The following is a 17,802-nucleotide window of genomic DNA, read 5'->3' on the forward strand; positions in this document are numbered from 1 at the left end:
CGACAGAAACGTCTCGTTGCGCGTAATTCGTTGATCGCGTGATGAAAAACTAATTGATTAATCATTCAAACTTCTTGGTTGGAGGAAATAACATGCGACATCCATTGGTAATGGGTAACTGGAAACTGAACGGCAGCACCCAGATGGTCAATGAGCTAATTGCTGGTCTGCGTAATGAACTGAGCAGCGTTGATGGCTGTGACGTGGCGATTGCACCACCCGCTATCTACTTAACTCAAGCTAAACACGCTATTGCAGGCAGCCGCATCGCATTAGGCGCACAAAACGTTGACGTCAACCTGTCTGGCGCATTCACTGGTGAAACTTCAGCTGAAATGCTGAAAGACATCGGTGCAAAATACATCATCATCGGTCACTCAGAGCGTCGTACTTATCACAAAGAAAGCGATGAGTTCGTTGCGAAAAAATTCGCAGTGCTGAAAGAGCAAGGATTAATCCCAGTTCTGTGTATCGGTGAAAGCGAAGCTGAAAATGAAGCTGGCAAAACTGAAGAAGTGTGTGCTCGCCAAATCGATGCTGTTCTGAACACATTAGGTGCCGAAGCATTCCAAGGTGCGGTTATTGCTTATGAACCAATTTGGGCTATCGGAACAGGCAAATCAGCAACGCCAGCACAAGCACAAGCTATCCATAAATTCATTCGTAGCCACATTGCGAAGAAAGATGCTGCTATCGCTGAACAAGTCATTATTCAATACGGCGGTTCAGTTAACGCAAGCAACGCTGCTGAGTTATTCACTCAACCGGATATTGATGGTGCTTTAGTGGGTGGAGCGTCCTTAAAAGCAGATGCTTTCGCCGTCATTGTTAAAGCTGCAGCAGAAGCTAAAAAATCAAAATAATTACGTTTTATTTTTAATTAAACGCCTATTTTATTTAAATAGGCGTTTTTATTTTTAATACCCTAAGATTAAATAATAAAAACCAATATTTATAAATAATTTTAAAATTATGACATGAAAATCAAATCACAATGTTTAACTCCACATTAAAATAGTGACAATATAAATATCAGACTATCTTCACTCTCATTGGAAATAACGATAAAAAACCGAATAAACACAGACTGATAGATGCAACCATATTAGCTAACCCACTAATTTAAATAGCTATCACATCAAAAAATAACAATAGACAATATCACGGAAGTTCATTTAGATTGCTTGCATCGGCTTGCCGATTATTTAAGAAAATAATATTTTAGTCATCACACTAATAATATATCAAAGATATCAATGAACCTTATTAATTGTAATTAAACCCTTGGACTTTCAATACAAAAGCCCATATTCAATCTTTTATAATTAATTTGTGCGCCCATTGAAAATAAAATCATTAGATAATTAAAGCATTCTATAAAGGATGAATATGAAGTCTATAACAGGTTTAATTCTTAGCACAGCAATCATTTTTCCAACCATCAGTTATTCTCAATCCACTGAAGACCATTGGCGAGTCAAAACCAATGTGTATCTTGAGCTTGAAGAGTATCAAGGTCAACGAGACTCACAGAATAACAAAGTGTATGACAAAGCCAGCATGATTGGTAAGTTATCACTAACTAATCCAACATCAACGTGGTCTTTTGATCTAGAACACCGAGAATCATTAAGAAATCACGGAAAGAACTTTTCCAACTCTCGCGATTCCTACATTCGTAACCGAACCCAAATCGGAGCAACCAAACAATTTATCAAGGATAAAATCTCTAATCTCGATATCAATTTTACCTATCGCAAAGAATCAAATGATGGAACTCCAGGTACACAATCCCGTTCATCTAATAGTTTGTATTGGCTAATGCCTTCAGGTTCAATCTACCTTGATAGCAGATGGACATTTGATTTTTGGGGGGCTTTTTACTATTACAGCAATTTCTATGAAGCCAACAGCTACGAATTTGAATCAGAAGTGGGCGTGAGCTACAAACTCACCGATGATATTAAGGCCAGACTCAGTTATTACAGCGATAAAGCGTGGGATAATGAATTCACTACGCAATCTTTACAACGTCAGATTCGCCTTGGCTTACCAGTCACCATTAACCAAAACTGGAGTATTTCCCCTTATTTCCGTTATCTCATTGCTGACATTGAATACAACAATAAAGGATATACAACCCAGCAATTACGCAGCGGCTACCGCATCGGAACTCAAGTGGAATACAAAGTGACGCCTAAGTTAGCCTTATGGGCGGGCGCGGCTTACGAACCGACTAACTGGAAATACCCGAAAGGCAATGAAAAAACATCAGGGAATAGCAATAAGCAGACAATGTATCTTGGTCAATTGGGTGTGAAATATAGCTGGTAAGCTATATACCTAGCCGCCCTCCAGCTATCAAGGGCGGCTAGATACTGAATTTTTTCTCTCTCTAATGGCTAACGGCGAATGATTTCATCGAAAACTCCGCCGTTAGCAAAATGTGTTTCCTGTGCTTTTTGCCAGCCACCAAAATTGTCATCAACGGTGAGTAATTTCAATTGAGGAAATTGCCCTTGATACGCTTTCGCGACTTGAGCATCACGAGGACGATAATAATTTTTCGCGGCAATTTCTTGTCCTTTTGGCGAGTACAAGAATTCTAAATAGGCTTGTGCCACTTCACGGTGATCTCGCTTGTCCACGGTCTTATCAACAACCGCAACTGTTGGCTCCGCCAAAATAGAAATACTTGGCGTGACGATTTCAAAATCCCCTTTAGCCCCTAATTCATTAATCGCTAATAGTGCTTCATTCTCCCACGCGATCAAGACATCACCAATACCGCGCTCGACAAAACTGTTCGTTGCCCCTCTCGCTCCGGAATCCAGCACTTCCACATTTTGATATAGCTGTTTTACAAACTGTTTGGCTTTTTCAGGATCATGATGATTTTTTTCTAATCCATATCCCCATGCCGCCAAATAATTCCACCGTGCTCCCCCTGATGTTTTAGGGTTTGGCGTCACGACTGAAACGTCTTTACGAATCAAATCATCCCAATCACGAATATTTTTTGGGTTATCTTTACGCACTAAAAAGACAATAGTCGATGTGTAAGGAGCTGAATTATCTGGTAGTTTTTTCAACCAACCTGAATTAATTTTGCCACTCTGGGCAATCGCATCGACATCATATGCTAATGCAAGCGTGACGACATCCGCCTCTAAACCGTTAATAACGGAGGTTGCTTGTTTACCAGAGCCACCATGTGATTGTCGTACTGTGACGGTATCCCCTGTTTTCGCTTTCCAATAATCACCAAATTCCTGATTATATTGACGATAAAACTCACGAGTTGGATCATAAGAGACATTTAATATTTGAATGTCTTTCGCCCATGTCCCCGCAGTTAATAACAATAAAGAGAATGCCGCTATGGGATAGCGAGAACTTTGCCAGAAACGTACCATCATCCTTTTCTCCATTAATTGAAAACAGGATCAGGCTGACAGATACCCGCAACAACGGGAAATACCGAAAAGGTAAATCTTATACATAAGAGGAATATCGGAGGGAATATGCATAATCTTCGCCGATATGATCAGCCTATAGCCAACCATACCGGTGAGATTTGCAATGACAGAGGAGAAAAATTAGTACAGTTTTTTCGCTGTTTCCAGCCAATCTTTCTTAAAGACGCGTTTCATGTTCATTACCGCATCAATAATATCATGGTGAACTAATTTTTCATTTTGGATCCCAACACAGCGCCCGCCATAGCCTTCAAGCAATAGCTGAATAGAATATGCGCCCATACGAGAAGCCAGAATACGGTCATAAGCCACTGGCGAGCCACCACGCTGAATATGCCCTAATACCGTAGCGCGAGTTTCATGGTGAGTTTCTGCTTCAATATATTTCGCTAACTCGTCAACATCACAAACGTGCTCAGTGATCGCCACAATCGCATGACGCTTACCTTTTTCAATGCCACGCTTAATTTCAGCTAATAATTCTTCACGGTTAAATGGCATTTCTTGTTCTGGCAGCACTAAGAATTCACAGCCGCCCGCTATCGCCGCAGATAGCGTTAAATCACCACAATAGCGCCCCATCACTTCCACGATAGAGATACGTTTATGGGAAGTGGATGTATCACGTAAGCGGTCAATCGCTTCAACAACGGTTTCTAGCGCAGTGAAATAACCAATTGTGTAGTCTGTTCCAGCAACGTCATTATCAATCGTGCCAGGTAAACCAATACATGGGAAACCTAATTCAGTTAAGCATTTTGCACCTAAGTAAGAACCATCACCACCAATGACAACAAGTGCATCGATATGATTTTTCTTCAGGTTTTCAACTGCTATCGCACGGACTTTTTCATCACGGAATTGAGGGAAACGCGCAGAACCTAAGAATGTGCCGCCACGGTTGATCATATCTGAAACGCTATAACGGTCTAATTGCTTCATACGGTTTTCATAAAGACCGAGGTATCCATCAAAAATACCCATAACTTCCAAGCCTTCCGCTAACGCCGCACGAACCACGCCGCGAATTGCTGCGTTCATACCCGGTGCGTCTCCACCGCTCGTTAAAACCCCAATTCTTTTAATCTGCTTGACCATGATGACCTCTGATTAATGAACATAAATTGCAAATCTATGAAAAAACTACCGCACTATTTCCGCTTCCGCCTGGCAAACTGTTCCGCCTAACAGGCAGTTAATACTCACCACACCATAGTGCTGAATTGATTCACCTAGCGAAATAATACGACAGCGCAGGGATTATGCATGCGTTTTACCGCCAATTTTTATGTTTTCTTGTGATCTCGATTACATAATTTTAGCTCAAATGACGAAAATCAACCTATCGCGCACAATCATCTTACTTCGAAGTACAAATTAAGTCTCGATGATAGCATGTTAATCTATATGCGACGCCATCATTACAAGCTGAACACGACTTTCCTATAAAAAAAGCACCCGAAGGTGCTTTTTGCTATTTAGCGATTTGCCCATAATATAAAAAATTAAGTATAAAAATAACGGGTTAAATGGAAGAAAATAGGTGCGGCAAAACATAAAGAGTCAATTCTATCTAGCATTCCGCCATGCCCTTCAATAATCGCGCCAAAATCCTTAATCCCGCTATCACGCTTAATTGCAGACATACACAAACCGCCCACAAAGCCCATTAACGTAATCGCCAATGACATTAACCCTGCCGCCCACCAACTAAATGGGGTGACCCAGTACAAGCAAATACCAATGAGCACCGAGCTTAATATGCCGCCGATAAACCCTTCCACCGTTTTATTTGGGCTCAACTTAGGCACGATAGGGTGTTTACCGAGTAGCTTACCGAAGACATATTGCAACACATCAGAAATCTGCGTCACCACAATTAGGAACAGCAACAGCTTCACGTTTTCCCCTTGATACCCTTCAATATTCAGCATCAATAACGCGGGTACATGACTTAAACAAAAAACCGTGACCAACATGCCCCACTGAATTTTGGCGGTACGTTCTAGGAAATGGTAGGTATCCCCAGCCAAAGCGATACGTGTCGGTAAAAATAAGAACACAAATACAGGGACAAAAATCGAAAACATCCCGTACCATTCAATACCAACCAATACATATTGCAGCGGCAGGAAGACAAAGAAACACCAGAAAAGCGCCTCGTGATCACTACGACGCGTTGGCGCTAACGTCACAAACTCCCTTAATGCAAAGAAAGAGATCAGCGCAAATAAAATCACCACGCCAATATGACCAATCACTACCGCCAAAACGCAGATAATACACATCACCCACCAAGCACGGATGCGCGCATTCAGGTTATCAATCGTCGGATTGCTTTTCTCGCCAGAATAACGGTATGCCAAGATGCCGCCAATGACGCTGGCGACCATCAAGACACCGAAAACACCGGATAATAATAGGGCTAATTCGCCATCCCAAAGACTCATGGCATCATCTCCTCAAGTGCAGCTTTTGCTCTTTGCAAAAAATCTGCTTTATTTTCGTTTTCCGTTAACGGTGATAACGGCTTACCGACAGTTGCTGAGCAAATGATAGGAACCACGAGCTTTGTTCCTTTCGGTAGTACTCGATTTAAATTTTCCAAATACACTGGCACCACTTCAACATTGGGGTATTTTTTCGCTAAATGATAAATCCCGCTTTTGAAGCTACCGAGCTCTTCGCCATCTCCACGGGTTCCTTCAGGAAATAAAATCAGCGAATGGTTAGCGGTGAGTACCGCTTCTAGCGGTTCAAGGACAGACTCTTTAGCGGGCTTGTCCCCTTTTCTATCAACCAGCACAGCTCGAAATACGTTATTAACGAGATAACGACGAAATGACGAACCGTCCCAATAATCTTTGGCAGCAACAGGGTGAACAAAATGGCGCATTAATGGCGGTAATCCCGACCAAATCACTAAACCGTCGAGGTGACTTGAATGATTGGCATAGTAAATACGGGGAGTAATTGCAGGCTGACATCCTACCCAACGTGTACGGACTCCTGTTAATAAACGACAAGTGCCGGACAACAGCATTCCCATTCCTTTCGCCAATAGAGAAACTCGCTGTGTTTTTTCCATCTTTTTTCCTTGCTCTTTCATCGAGCACAAATAAGGCAATGATAAAAAAATTCTTAATCGTATTTTCTTAATAAGATAGGCAGCGCCGAGCAAGAGTACAACAGGATAAGTTCTGATTTGTGACTTTCTTTTTACCGCCAGAATTGAGATAAAATGCAAAATATCTATAAAACCCAAACGCCAGATAAAAAATGGGGAAGCCTTAGCTTCCCCATTAATACCATTAGAGATAAAAATTATTTTTTATCTGCCTCAATGCGGTCACGAATATGTTGTGCTCGCGCATCTGATGGTGGGTGAGAATCAAACATGCTGGTTTCTTTGCTGCCCAATTTTGCTAATTTGTCAAAACCAGTCACTAAACCTTTGGTATCTACACCACGTTTTTTCAGCAGATCATAAGAGAAATCATCCGCTTGGCTTTCTTGGTGTTGAGAAAACTGAGAGTTAACCAGTTTTTGACCCAGCTCACCTAATTGTGAAGAACTTAATTGAGTCGCTACATCGTTACCTGATGCCGCTACCGCGGTACGAGCGGCTACCGCTGCATAAGCAACTTGCATCGCTTTACGGGTATGACCTAAAGCAACGTGACCCATTTCATGCCCCAGAACGCCTTCAACTTCGTTGTCGTTCATGATATCCATCAGACCGCTGTATACACGTACACAACCATTTGCCATCGCCCATGCATTGACATCTTTAGTCATGTAAACTTTATAGTTAACTGGCGTTCCTTCAACTTCACTACCCAACGCTTTAGCAATTTTGTTTAAGCGTTGTGTGTATTTGCTTGAAGCTGGTGCAATTTTGTTTTCTGCATCCATTTCTTTACAAGCATCATCGCTGAATTTTTTAACATCTGCATCAGATAATGTTGCAGCTTGGAATAATTGCATTCCAGAGTTGGTCATCAGCCCAGTGTCCATACTCTTACAACCCGTCATAATGACCGCAGAAACTGCGACTGCAACAAGCGCCTTCATTTTCATCTTATTTTTTCCTTGCTAGAAAACTCTATTACTATTTTTAATAAACCATTCGAGGCTACAGCCTAAAGATTCTTTTTAAAATCACAATAAGAATAAAGCCATTAAATAAGTAATCTATGAATTCGATAACAATTTTATTCGAAGAGTGAAATTATCAGAATTATCCGCTAACTAAATAGTCGTGAATTGACGGAGTTGCATCACTCTAAAATAACTTGAATGGCTTTGTAGTGTTATCTTTCAAATAGTTCGATAACACAAAAATCGCCAAATAGTTCAGCCGAGGCAATGTATTGTGCAGGTACACTCTCTTTTTGCACCAATAAGGTTTCAAAATCATTTAGCACCCAGTGTTTCCCATCAACTTGCACATCTAACTTACCCTGTAAATTAAAAATCAGTACACAGTGGCCATGGCTAATCCATGATGTTACCGACTCGCTGGATACCCACTGTAGGCGCGCTAGATACTTTTCAGGGTTATAAATCACATTAAAATCGCGGATGGCTTCATTGATTAATTCGGCATACACATCACTTTCACCATGAAAGGCATGAAACTGTTTTTGTAATAAAGAAACGGGCGGGTTGTTATCTATCTGCAATACCATCCCAGAGCCTTCAAGCACCCCAATTATCCGTTGCTTGTTCGGAAAATACGAGAATGGACCTGCTGATTTCACATCCGCAATCGATACCCGCCAATCAAAGTTTTCTAACCCTTCACCGTGGCTTCGCGCCAGCTCTAAAGTGAATCCCTGACCATTTTTCCATGGCATTTTTTTATAATCTTGAGATGTTAGTATTTGGATCATGGCGCAGTATGACCTCTGTTGATGAACGAAAATGTAATTTGCAAGTGCACAGATAGTACGCGGAAAGTGAATGTATAGACAACCTAAAATGAGGCTGATAAAAAAAAAGCCCCTAAAAGGGGCTATAAAGACAGGGATGGTGTCTATGGCAAGGAAAAACTTCAGTTATTGCTACTTCACTACTTACTTCAAAAATCAACGATCAACTCAAAACTCAACTACAGGCTTTAAAAACTCAACTACAATCACTACTAGGATCTCTACTGCTTCACTTGATACTCAACGAACTTATGCTGATTAATCTGCTCAAGTTGCGCCTTCTGTTCTGGCGTCAGTAACTGGTAAAGTTCATGATGGATGCGAGCCATCTCAACGCGTTCATCCAATTCTTTTTGCAATTGTTTCTCAAGTTGCGCTCGGACAGCTTTATCGTCAAAGCGATCCGCTATAATAAGTTTGTGTAATGACTCACGTTCTTGTATTGAGTCAACATTTTCAACATGGCGATGGCGTTGTGTTGCCATTAAGTCGCGAAGCTGTTGACGCTGTTTTTCACTCAACGTGATACCATTAAACATAAATTCACTGGCACGTTCGTCGCTATTTAATGATTCAGGAAGCTGAAATTGAATAGCGATATGTGTTGTTTGTAGTGGCTGGTCAGGCTGCATTTGTAGCACTAATGAGGGTTCATCATTACTACTACTTTCTGATGCTTCACCAAACGCGGCGACTGGACCGAAAACAAATGCAGAAGCTAAAACGTATGCGGCTGTTTTATGTACTGAACTGTGTTTTGTTCTGTGTACTATTCTTTGCATTTAGATACCTTGTCTCCGAACGATGCTCGTGATTCAATGGAGATAAATATACGCGGTCGGCTGCAAACTAGCGTCAGAGCATGTAAAAGAACGTAAAGTCATGGAATCGTGAAGATTGTTATCGTATTTTGGCAGTTGGAGGACTTAATTAATGCATAAAATCCTATTAGTTGATGACGACCGTGAACTCACGTCGCTCTTAAAAGAACTGCTGGAAATGGAAGGTTTCAATGTTGTCATCGCCTATGATGGTGAACAGGCATTACAGCAAATCGACTCATCCATTGACCTATTATTACTCGATGTCATGATGCCGAAGAAAAACGGTATTGAGACCTTAAAAGAGTTACGCCAAATTCACCAAACGCCTGTCATTATGTTAACGGCGCGCGGTAGTGAATTAGATAAAGTATTGGGCTTGGAGCTCGGTGCGGATGACTATTTACCTAAACCATTTAACGATAGAGAGTTAGTGGCACGTATTCGTGCGTTACTACGCCGCTCGAACTGGAGTGAGCAAACTCAAGGGGATAATAGCAACACCCCAACGTTACAAGTGGACAAATTGCAGCTGAATCCAGGTCGTCAAGAAGCTAGCTTCGATAACGAAATCCTTGATTTAACAGGCACTGAATTTACGTTGCTTTATCTATTAGCGCAGCATTTAGGACAAGTGGTTTCGAGAGAACATTTAAGCCAAGAAGTGTTAGGCAAACGTCTCACACCATTTGACCGTGCTATTGATATGCATATTTCCAATTTGCGCCGCAAACTCCCAGAACGCACCGACGGTCAACCTTGGTTTAAAACCTTGCGTGGTCGCGGCTACTTGATGGTTTCTGCCACATGATCAACAGCTTAACCGCTCGAATATTTGCGATTTTTTGGTTTACCCTCGCACTCGTCTTAATGCTCGTGCTGATGGTGCCCAAGCTCGACTCTCGGCAGCTCACCGTCCTGATGGAAAGTGAGCAACGCCAAGGGGATATGCTTGAACAGCATATCGAAGCTGAACTCGCCCAAGCACCCATGAACGACCTACTTTGGTGGCGACGAATCTCTAACGCCATCAAAAAATGGGCGCCCCCAGGTCAACGCTTGATCATTGTGACTAGCGAAGGTCGGGTAATTGGCGCGATGCCGAGTGAAATGCAAGTGATCCGTAATTTTATTGGTCAATCCGATAATGCAGACCACCCGAAGAAGAAAAAGTATGGGCGCGCAGAAATTTTGGGCCCATTTTCGATTCGAGACGGTGAAGATCACTACCAACTGTATTTAGTTCGACCGGCAAGCAGCCCACAGTCAGACTTTATTAACCTCTTGTTTGACCGACCATTTTTACTCTTAATTGCCACCATGTTAATCAGTGCACCACTATTATTATGGTTATCATGGAGCTTGGCTCGTCCTGCCCGTAAATTAAAAATGGCGGCAGATGATGTGGCAAAAGGTAATTTACGTCCGCATCCCGAGCTGGAATCTGGTCCGCAGGAATTTTTATCTACGGGCAACAGTTTCAACCAAATGATCAGTGCGTTAGACGGTATGGTGACCGCTCAACAGCGACTTATTTCTGATATTTCGCACGAGCTGCGTACCCCGCTCACTCGGCTACAGTTGGCGACTGCATTATTACGTCGCCGCCATGGTGAGAGTAAAGAGCTGGAGCGCATCGAAACGGAAACTCACCGTTTAGACAGTATGATCAACGACCTACTCGTTCTATCTCGCAGTCAGCACAAAAATGAAATTCTCCGCGAACACATCAAAGCTGATGAGTTATGGGGAGATATTCTGGATGATGCAAGCTTCGAAGCGGAGCAGATGAACAAAACACTGGATGTCACGTCACACCCAGGTCCATGGCCGTTATATTGTAATCCATCCGCCATTGGCAGTGCGTTTGAAAACATCGTGCGTAACGCACTTCGCTATTCAAACACCCATATTGCGGTTGATTTCAAAGAAGAAAATAACGGTATTCTGATTACTGTCGATGATGATGGACCTGGCGTCAGCCCAGCTGACCGTGAGCACATCTTCCGTCCGTTCTATCGTACAGATGAAGCGCGAGACAGAGAAACTGGCGGCACAGGGCTTGGCTTAGCGATTGTTGAAACGGCAATCTCCCAGCATAAAGGCTGGGTGAAAGCGGACGACAGCCCATTGGGCGGGTTACGCCTACAGATTTGGCTGCCAGAGCACGGTCGTTAATCGCCTCTCCTTATTGAGGTCTTTGGTGCTGATGTGCCAAAGACCTTTTTTATATAACCGCCATATATTCCTATCATATTCCGACAAATATTCCTTTCATCGTACAAAGCTGTAGATAATTAATCTTCCAGAACAAACAAAATGATTATATTAATTCCTCAATCGTTTGATGATATTTGCATATTCGGGTTTGCTGCATAAACTAGTAAGTAACAAAAATGCTCAGACAATTCTTATAAATATTATATTTCAACAACTTCATCATTGTTCGAGTATTTATCTTTATCTACACCATACGAGCGTGTTCTTCTGAAATATTAATAACATACATCAAGTCACACGTGTCATTATCATTATTTTTTATACTATTTAACCGTGTACAGGCTTTTCCTTGACTATAGCCTCAACCTCTACCCGCCATTGAGACCTTTATCAATATATCGATCAATCTCAAATTTCACATTTAAAATGGAATGATATGCTAGTAACTGACCAATTATCTCCAGATAATGACTAAGAAATTCCACACACAGTAGTGATTTCTAGACGCCTCACATCGATAGTCACCCCGATACTTTAGTGCTATTATTAAGGGCTTTTGATTGATCGTGCTTACGGCACGAGCCAACCGATAAGAGAAGGCGGTCATAAGCAGTGTTTATTAATTGAGCGATTTTGTAAAAAATGCAGTATTTTCAATTAATAAGTACTAAAATTGAAAATCTAATGGCGCTCTGGGACCCGATAACCCAGTGCGGTAGCTATGGGTGTTTGTTGATATATTCGCTCGTTATAATTCGTTTAAAATATACATCTCCATGAAGAATTTTTAATCAGATATTCATAGCTAAAGAGTGTTATTGATTCATTTTAGTATTAATTGAATAGCCCTAATTATTTAATAATTGGAGCTCAATTATTAAAATATAAAAGAACAATTAGGAATTGAAAAGTGAAGGGCATTATTTTAGCTGGTGGTTCAGGAACAAGATTATATCCAATCACCATGGGTGTATCGAAACAATTACTCCCTATTTATGATAAACCAATGATTTATTATCCACTTTCAGTTTTGATGTTAGCGGGTATTCGTGAAACACTCATTATTACAACTCCTGAAGATCTAGAAAGCTTTCAACGTTTATTAGGCGATGGCTCTCAATTCGGTATCTCTCTCCAATACGCTGTGCAACCTAAACCTGAAGGCTTAGCTCAAGCCTTCATTATTGGTGAAGAGTTTATTGGCAATGATAGTGTTTGCTTAGTACTTGGCGATAACATCTTCTGGGGTCAAGGTTTTTCTCCTAAATTACTCCATGCAGCAAATACTAAAGACGGTGCAACCGTATTTGGCTATGAAGTGCCAGATCCTGAACGTTTTGGTGTAGTTGAATTTGATGAACACTACAATGCGATTTCAATTGAAGAAAAACCATTAAAACCAAAATCCAAATATGCTGTCACTGGTTTATATTTTTATGATAATGATGTCATTAATATAGCTAAAAATATCCAACCATCAGACCGTGGTGAATTAGAAATTACAACCGTCAACCAAATTTATCTTAAAAATAAAAAACTTAAAGTTGAATTACTTGGTCGTGGATTCGCTTGGTTAGATACAGGTACCCACGATAGCCTTTTAGATGCATCTAGCTTTGTTGAGACGATTGAAAAACGCCAAGGCTTTAAAATTGCTTGCTTAGAAGAAATAGCCTTTAGACAAAAATGGTTAACTACAGAACAAGTATTAAAAACAGCAAATAAGTTCCGTAAAAATAATTATGGGCAATATTTAATTAACCTCATTGAGAAAAGAAATGAAATTAATTAATACTATTGAATTCAAGAAACTCGGGGATGACCGAGGTTCATTAATTTCATTGGAACAACATAAAAATATTCCATTTGAAGTAAAACGTATTTATTACATTTTTGGCACTAAAGAAGGCGTTTCTCGCGGATTTCATGCACATAAGGAACTAAGGCAACTCGCCGTTTGTGTTAGAGGAAGCTGCCGCTTTATTATGGATGATGGTAAAAATAAGGAAGAATTAGTTCTTGATTGTCCTCATAAAGGCTTACTAATTGAACCAATGCAATGGCATGAAATGCATGATTTTTCAGAGGATTGTATCATAATAGTTCTCGCTAGCGATTACTACGATGAAACTGACTATATCCGTGATTACAACCTCTTTTTAGAAGGATATAAAAATGTATATTCATCCATTAAGTGATGTCCAAACTTGCCATATTGGTGAAAATACACGGATATGGCAATTCAGTGTTATTCTTGAGCAGGCTCAAATAGGTACTGATTGTAATATTTGTGCTCATACTCTAATCGAGAATGACGTTATCGTTGGTAATAATGTAACGATAAAGTCAGGCGTCTATTTATGGGATGGTTTACGGATAGAAGATAATGTTTTTATTGGTCCCTGCGTAACATTTGCTAATGATAAATATCCTCGCTCAAAGCAGTACCCTGAACAATTTCCAAATACCATAATTCAAAAAGGTGCATCTATTGGTGCAAATGCAACCATCCTGCCCGGCATAGTGATTGGTGAAAACGCCATGGTGGGAGCAGGAAGTGTGGTAACAAAAAATGTTCCCGCTAATGCCCTTGTAGTGGGAAATCCAGCTAAAATTACACGTTACATAGAATAACTGTAGGATTAAAATAAATATGATAAATTTTCTCGACCTTAAAAGCATTAATCAACAATATCAACAAGAATTACATGATGCTTGCAAGAGAGTAATTGATTCTGGTTGGTATATTATGGGTAACGAACTCGAAAGTTTTGAAAAAAACTTTTCTGACTACTGTGGAACAAAATATGCTTTAGGTGTCGCCAACGGACTTGATGCACTAACACTTGTACTAAGGGCATGGAAAGAACTTGGAAAAATCAAAGCCGGCGATGAAGTGATTGTACAAGCAAACACTTATATTGCTTCTGTTTTAGCCATCACCGAAAATGATCTTATCCCTGTACTAGTTGAGCCAGATGCGGATAGCTATAATCTTTCAATTAGCAACGTAGAAGCTGCAATCACAAATAAAACTAAAGTTATCCTACCAGTTCATTTATATGGGCAAATTTCACCAATGCCAGAAATTATGGCATTAGCGAAACAGCACAACCTGCTAGTTTTAGAAGATTGCGCTCAATCTCATGGCGCTATGCTTGATGGAATCAAATGTGGTAATTGGGGTGATGCAGCGGGCTTTAGCTTTTACCCTGGTAAAAACCTCGGAGCTTTGGGGGATGCAGGGGCAATAACAACAAATAGTGAAGAATTAGCAAATACCCTGAAAGCTTTGCGTAACTATGGGTCACATCAGAAATATTTAAACCTTTTTCAAGGTGTAAATAGCCGATTAGATGAAATTCAAGCTGCAATGCTAAATGTGAAATTAAAATATTTAGACAAAGAAACTGAAACTCGTCAAAAAATTGCACTTACTTACCTTGAGAATATTGATAACCCATTAATTAAATTACCACTTACTGCAGATAAATATAAACAGAACCTTCAAAGCCACGTTTGGCATTTATTTGTTATTGCAACAGAGCATAGAGATACATTTCAAACTCACCTAAATAATCTAGGTATACAAACGTTAATTCATTACCCTACACCACCACATCAGCAACAAGCATATATAGGCTATAATAATTTATCTCTTCCTATTACCGAGTCAATTCATAAAGAAGTACTGAGCATTCCATTGCATACTTCACTTAAAAATTATGAAATTATAAATATATCGCGAGCAATCAATGAATTTTCTTATAAAAAAAATAATTATAAAAATATTTAAAATAACTAGAGTGCTTGCCTACTCATATATTTCAGATCAAAAACTGAAATGTAAAAAATTACAACCTGTTTTAGTCAAAGGTGATGGAGTTATTAATATAAACAGTAGTGTAACATTTGGAGTAGAAAGATCTAATCACTTTTTTACTAGTTATGCTTATATTGACTCCAGAGGGAAGAGCTCATCTATTAGTATTGATAAAAATTGCGTATTCAACAATTCAGCAACAATAATTTCAGATCATGAAAAAATTACAATAGGAGAAAATTGTATATTTGGTTCCAATCTGGAAATTATTAACTCGGATTTTCATAAACTCTATAATTCAAATGCTATTAAACGAAAAAAATAATTATTGGAAATAATGTATTTATAGGTAATAATGTAAAAATTCTAAAAGGAAGCATTATTGAAGATAACGTAACAATTGCAAATGGTTCTATTGTATGCTCGCATATACGAATGGGAGTCACTGCAGCAGGTATACCCGCAAAAGAGATTAAACAAAATGAAAATGCTTGAAACATCACTACTCACAGGCATTTACACCATTTTAAAAATGAGTATATCCTTCATATCTAATAAAATAATCGCGATATATGTTGGTCCTGCCGGAATTGCAATACTAGGGAACATACAGAACTATATAACCTTAGTGTATCTTATATCTGGTGATGTGTTAAAGTCAGCTATAACAAAATATACTGCCGAGGATAAAACAAAAAGCAGAGAGTATATAAAAAGTGCTATTTATATATCTTTCATGCTAAATACAATCATAATTAACTTTATTATTTTCTTTTCAAATGAAATAAGTGAATTCCTAACTAAAAGCACTGAATTTTCATTGTATTTAGCTGCATCATCTATCACTATACCTTTAGCTATAATCCCCGTTATTATATTATCCTATTTAAATGGGATACAAAAAATAAATTTATTTATAAAATATAATTTCATCTCCAGCCTACTTGGATTATTTTCCACTATATTTTTAACTATTAATTATGGTTTAATCGGTGCTATAATATCTGTATTAACAAATCAGTCATTAATTTTATTTTATATTTTAATTGAAAATAGAAAGCACCTATATTCTGTTCTATCCATATTGAAGACAAAGACCTCCATTAAAACATATAAAAAGCTATTCACTTTTAGCTTTATAACTTTCATTGCTATCATATGTTCTACTAGTTGTATATTCTTCATTCGTGAGTTAACCATCTACTATACATCTATCAATATTGCAGGAGAGTGGCAGTCCGCTTGGACAATTTGCCAATTAATATTAACACTATTAACAATTTCATTAAATACATATTTCTTACCTAAGATATCGAGCTTAAAGATTAGAGATGATTTAAATAAAGAAATATATAAAGGAATTAAGATATTTATTCCACTTACACTTATTGCTTGTTTCTTTCTCTATATCTTGCGTGAGAACATTATAATTTTGTTGTATACAAAAGAATTTTTACCTGCAAAAGAATTATTTCCATTCCTACTTGTTGGCATATTTTTTAAATCTGTCAGTTGGTTTTATGGTATTAGCTTTGTAGCTAAAGCAAAAGTTAAGATTACTGTATTTAGTGAAATATTTATTTCTATTTTATGGTGTTTAACATCTTGGTTTCTGATAGCGAAGTATAGCGTTGTAGGATTAACATACTCATATGCTATAACATCATTTATACATATGTTAATAATGTATTTATTATATATAAGAGAGAACAGGCTGTGTATATTGTAACAAATCCGTATAATTCATTTAAAGTAACAATAATAATTTTATCTTACAATGGTGATTTATACATAGAGGAAACAATAAACTCAGCGATTAAGCAAAGCTATAAAAACATTGAAATCATTATAATTGATGACCATTCAAAATCAGAAACTGTAAATAAAATTCTGCATTTTAATGAAAACCCCAAAATACAAATATTTTTAAATAAAGAAAATAAAGGGATTACTTATAATTTAAATAAAGTGGTTTTAAATTTAGATAGCGATTTTTTCCTATTACTTGGCCATGACGATATAATCCCAGCTAATCATGTAGAAACAATGCTTTCAGAATTTGATGATGAAACTATTTCTGTTCATTGTAATTCATACATTATTGATTCTTTAGGAAAGAAAAAGAAACTACTAAAAACAGATTCTATTCAACAAGATCATAGCCAACCTGAAAAAATATTCAATGCTTTAGCCATTGACAACTTTATTTCAAGTTGCGGAATGCTCCATAGAACTAAAATATTTAAACTAGTAAAAGGCTGGGAACCTAAATATAAAAACTATGGAGAATGGCTTTACTATATTAATTCTCTAAAATTTGGACATATAAAGTATACAACAAAAACTATAGCTTTCTATAGGATTCACGAAACAAACATTACAAAAACCTTTAATAAAAAAGGTATAAAAAACGATGTAATTTCTTATAAGAACTATTGCCGCCATAAAGCGTTCAAACTAGCAAAAAAAAATCTACCTTTTTTAATTCGTTATTTATTTATCAAAATTAAGAGTCGTTACTAGTT

18 protein-coding genes are annotated in these 17,802 nt (G+C 38.5%); 11 read left to right on the forward strand and 7 right to left on the reverse strand.

The annotated features are described in order from the left end of the window. Nucleotides 1–92 precede the first annotated feature (92 nt). Nucleotides 93–863, forward strand: coding sequence for a triose-phosphate isomerase (tpiA, locus tag PROVALCAL_RS16770; RefSeq protein WP_006663192.1), 771 nt, complete (start codon nucleotides 93–95; stop codon nucleotides 861–863). Between the two features lie 520 nt (nucleotides 864–1,383). Next, nucleotides 1,384–2,334, forward strand: a complete 951-nt coding sequence (locus tag PROVALCAL_RS16775; RefSeq protein ID WP_006660527.1) for an OmpG family monomeric porin — start codon at nucleotides 1,384–1,386, stop codon at nucleotides 2,332–2,334. 68 nt (nucleotides 2,335–2,402) lie between these two features. On the opposite strand, the gene PROVALCAL_RS16780 is transcribed toward PROVALCAL_RS16775, so the two are convergent. From PROVALCAL_RS16780 to PROVALCAL_RS16810, 7 genes are all read right to left on the reverse strand, one after another. Then, nucleotides 2,403–3,419 (reverse strand): sulfate ABC transporter substrate-binding protein, encoded by a 1,017-nt coding sequence (locus PROVALCAL_RS16780; protein WP_039862297.1) that lies wholly within the window; start codon nucleotides 3,417–3,419, stop codon nucleotides 2,403–2,405. A 180-nt stretch (nucleotides 3,420–3,599) separates the two neighbouring features. Then, nucleotides 3,600–4,577: a 6-phosphofructokinase gene (pfkA, locus tag PROVALCAL_RS16785; protein ID WP_006660529.1), complete on the reverse strand. Its 978-nt coding sequence runs from the start codon at nucleotides 4,575–4,577 to the stop codon at nucleotides 3,600–3,602. 407 nt (nucleotides 4,578–4,984) lie between these two features. After that, a complete protein-coding gene (locus PROVALCAL_RS16790; protein WP_006660530.1) occupies nucleotides 4,985–5,929 on the reverse strand; it encodes a phosphatidate cytidylyltransferase in 945 nt (314 codons plus the stop codon). Then, nucleotides 5,926–6,567, reverse strand: a complete 642-nt coding sequence (locus PROVALCAL_RS16795; RefSeq protein ID WP_006663196.1) for a lysophospholipid acyltransferase family protein — start codon at nucleotides 6,565–6,567, stop codon at nucleotides 5,926–5,928. The genes PROVALCAL_RS16790 and PROVALCAL_RS16795 overlap by 4 nt, the downstream gene beginning before the upstream one ends. A 236-nt stretch (nucleotides 6,568–6,803) precedes the next feature. Beyond that, the gene (gene loiP, locus PROVALCAL_RS16800; protein ID WP_006660532.1) at nucleotides 6,804–7,559 is read right to left on the reverse strand and encodes a metalloprotease LoiP; all 756 of its coding nucleotides are present in this window, start codon (nucleotides 7,557–7,559) and stop codon (nucleotides 6,804–6,806) included. Nucleotides 7,560–7,792: 233 nt separating this feature from the next. Next, nucleotides 7,793–8,374: a HutD/Ves family protein gene (locus tag PROVALCAL_RS16805; protein WP_006660533.1), complete on the reverse strand. Its 582-nt coding sequence runs from the start codon at nucleotides 8,372–8,374 to the stop codon at nucleotides 7,793–7,795. Between the two features lie 260 nt (nucleotides 8,375–8,634). Next, nucleotides 8,635–9,195: a Spy/CpxP family protein refolding chaperone gene (locus PROVALCAL_RS16810; RefSeq protein ID WP_006660534.1), complete on the reverse strand. Its 561-nt coding sequence runs from the start codon at nucleotides 9,193–9,195 to the stop codon at nucleotides 8,635–8,637. 151 nt (nucleotides 9,196–9,346) lie between these two features. Here PROVALCAL_RS16810 and cpxR point away from each other — a divergent pair, with 151 nt between their 5' ends. From cpxR to PROVALCAL_RS19110, 9 genes are all read left to right on the forward strand, one after another. Continuing rightward, the gene (gene cpxR / locus PROVALCAL_RS16815; protein ID WP_006660535.1) at nucleotides 9,347–10,045 is read left to right on the forward strand and encodes an envelope stress response regulator transcription factor CpxR; all 699 of its coding nucleotides are present in this window, start codon (nucleotides 9,347–9,349) and stop codon (nucleotides 10,043–10,045) included. Continuing rightward, nucleotides 10,042–11,412 (forward strand): envelope stress sensor histidine kinase CpxA, encoded by a 1,371-nt coding sequence (cpxA, locus tag PROVALCAL_RS16820; protein WP_006660536.1) that lies wholly within the window; start codon nucleotides 10,042–10,044, stop codon nucleotides 11,410–11,412. Before cpxR ends, cpxA begins: the two co-directional genes overlap by 4 nt. A gap of 952 nt (nucleotides 11,413–12,364) precedes the next feature. After that, entirely contained in the window at nucleotides 12,365–13,246 is an 882-nt protein-coding gene (gene rfbA, locus PROVALCAL_RS16825) for a glucose-1-phosphate thymidylyltransferase RfbA (RefSeq protein ID WP_039862302.1), read from the forward strand. Continuing rightward, the gene (locus PROVALCAL_RS16830) at nucleotides 13,233–13,652 is read left to right on the forward strand and encodes a sugar 3,4-ketoisomerase (RefSeq protein WP_006660538.1); all 420 of its coding nucleotides are present in this window, start codon (nucleotides 13,233–13,235) and stop codon (nucleotides 13,650–13,652) included. Before rfbA ends, PROVALCAL_RS16830 begins: the two co-directional genes overlap by 14 nt. Continuing rightward, the gene (locus PROVALCAL_RS16835; protein WP_006660539.1) at nucleotides 13,630–14,088 is read left to right on the forward strand and encodes an acyltransferase; all 459 of its coding nucleotides are present in this window, start codon (nucleotides 13,630–13,632) and stop codon (nucleotides 14,086–14,088) included. The genes PROVALCAL_RS16830 and PROVALCAL_RS16835 overlap by 23 nt, the downstream gene beginning before the upstream one ends. A gap of 19 nt (nucleotides 14,089–14,107) precedes the next feature. Further along, on the forward strand, nucleotides 14,108–15,250 hold the full coding sequence (locus PROVALCAL_RS16840) for a DegT/DnrJ/EryC1/StrS family aminotransferase (RefSeq protein WP_006660540.1): 1,143 nt from the start codon (nucleotides 14,108–14,110) through the stop codon (nucleotides 15,248–15,250). Between the two features lie 354 nt (nucleotides 15,251–15,604). Further along, nucleotides 15,605–15,772, forward strand: coding sequence for an LbetaH domain-containing protein (locus tag PROVALCAL_RS20285; protein WP_409371735.1), 168 nt, complete (start codon nucleotides 15,605–15,607; stop codon nucleotides 15,770–15,772). Next, the gene (locus tag PROVALCAL_RS19105; RefSeq protein WP_165480224.1) at nucleotides 15,759–17,006 is read left to right on the forward strand and encodes an O-antigen translocase; all 1,248 of its coding nucleotides are present in this window, start codon (nucleotides 15,759–15,761) and stop codon (nucleotides 17,004–17,006) included. Before PROVALCAL_RS20285 ends, PROVALCAL_RS19105 begins: the two co-directional genes overlap by 14 nt. Beyond that, nucleotides 16,994–17,800 carry a glycosyltransferase gene (locus PROVALCAL_RS19110; RefSeq protein WP_006660543.1) on the forward strand — a complete coding sequence of 269 codons (807 nt, stop codon included), beginning with the start codon at nucleotides 16,994–16,996 and terminating at the stop codon, nucleotides 17,798–17,800. Before PROVALCAL_RS19105 ends, PROVALCAL_RS19110 begins: the two co-directional genes overlap by 13 nt. The last annotated feature ends 2 nt before the right edge of the window (nucleotides 17,801–17,802 follow it).

The sequence above is a fragment of the Providencia alcalifaciens DSM 30120 genome (assembly GCF_000173415.1).
GTDB lineage: Bacteria > Pseudomonadota > Gammaproteobacteria > Enterobacterales > Enterobacteriaceae > Providencia > Providencia alcalifaciens.

What these genes read in the sequence shown, in the direction of transcription:
- PROVALCAL_RS16780 (WP_039862297.1), bottom strand. Translation starts at nt 3,419, where the DNA reads ATGATGGTACGTTTCTGGCAAAGTTCTCGCTATCCCATAGCGGCATTC.
- PROVALCAL_RS16795 (WP_006663196.1), bottom strand. Translation starts at nt 6,567, where the DNA reads ATGGAAAAAACACAGCGAGTTTCTCTATTGGCGAAAGGAATGGGAATG.
- PROVALCAL_RS19105 (WP_165480224.1), top strand. Translation starts at nt 15,759, where the DNA reads ATGAAAATGCTTGAAACATCACTACTCACAGGCATTTACACCATTTTA.
- cpxR (WP_006660535.1), top strand. Translation starts at nt 9,347, where the DNA reads ATGCATAAAATCCTATTAGTTGATGACGACCGTGAACTCACGTCGCTC.
- PROVALCAL_RS16775 (WP_006660527.1), top strand. Translation starts at nt 1,384, where the DNA reads ATGAATATGAAGTCTATAACAGGTTTAATTCTTAGCACAGCAATCATT.
- PROVALCAL_RS16835 (WP_006660539.1), top strand. Translation starts at nt 13,630, where the DNA reads ATGTATATTCATCCATTAAGTGATGTCCAAACTTGCCATATTGGTGAA.
- loiP (WP_006660532.1), bottom strand. Translation starts at nt 7,559, where the DNA reads ATGAAAATGAAGGCGCTTGTTGCAGTCGCAGTTTCTGCGGTCATTATG.
- pfkA (WP_006660529.1), bottom strand. Translation starts at nt 4,577, where the DNA reads ATGGTCAAGCAGATTAAAAGAATTGGGGTTTTAACGAGCGGTGGAGAC.
- tpiA (WP_006663192.1), top strand. Translation starts at nt 93, where the DNA reads ATGCGACATCCATTGGTAATGGGTAACTGGAAACTGAACGGCAGCACC.
- PROVALCAL_RS16830 (WP_006660538.1), top strand. Translation starts at nt 13,233, where the DNA reads ATGAAATTAATTAATACTATTGAATTCAAGAAACTCGGGGATGACCGA.
- PROVALCAL_RS16805 (WP_006660533.1), bottom strand. Translation starts at nt 8,374, where the DNA reads ATGATCCAAATACTAACATCTCAAGATTATAAAAAAATGCCATGGAAA.
- PROVALCAL_RS16810 (WP_006660534.1), bottom strand. Translation starts at nt 9,195, where the DNA reads ATGCAAAGAATAGTACACAGAACAAAACACAGTTCAGTACATAAAACA.
- PROVALCAL_RS16840 (WP_006660540.1), top strand. Translation starts at nt 14,108, where the DNA reads ATGATAAATTTTCTCGACCTTAAAAGCATTAATCAACAATATCAACAA.
- PROVALCAL_RS16790 (WP_006660530.1), bottom strand. Translation starts at nt 5,929, where the DNA reads ATGAGTCTTTGGGATGGCGAATTAGCCCTATTATTATCCGGTGTTTTC.
- cpxA (WP_006660536.1), top strand. Translation starts at nt 10,042, where the DNA reads ATGATCAACAGCTTAACCGCTCGAATATTTGCGATTTTTTGGTTTACC.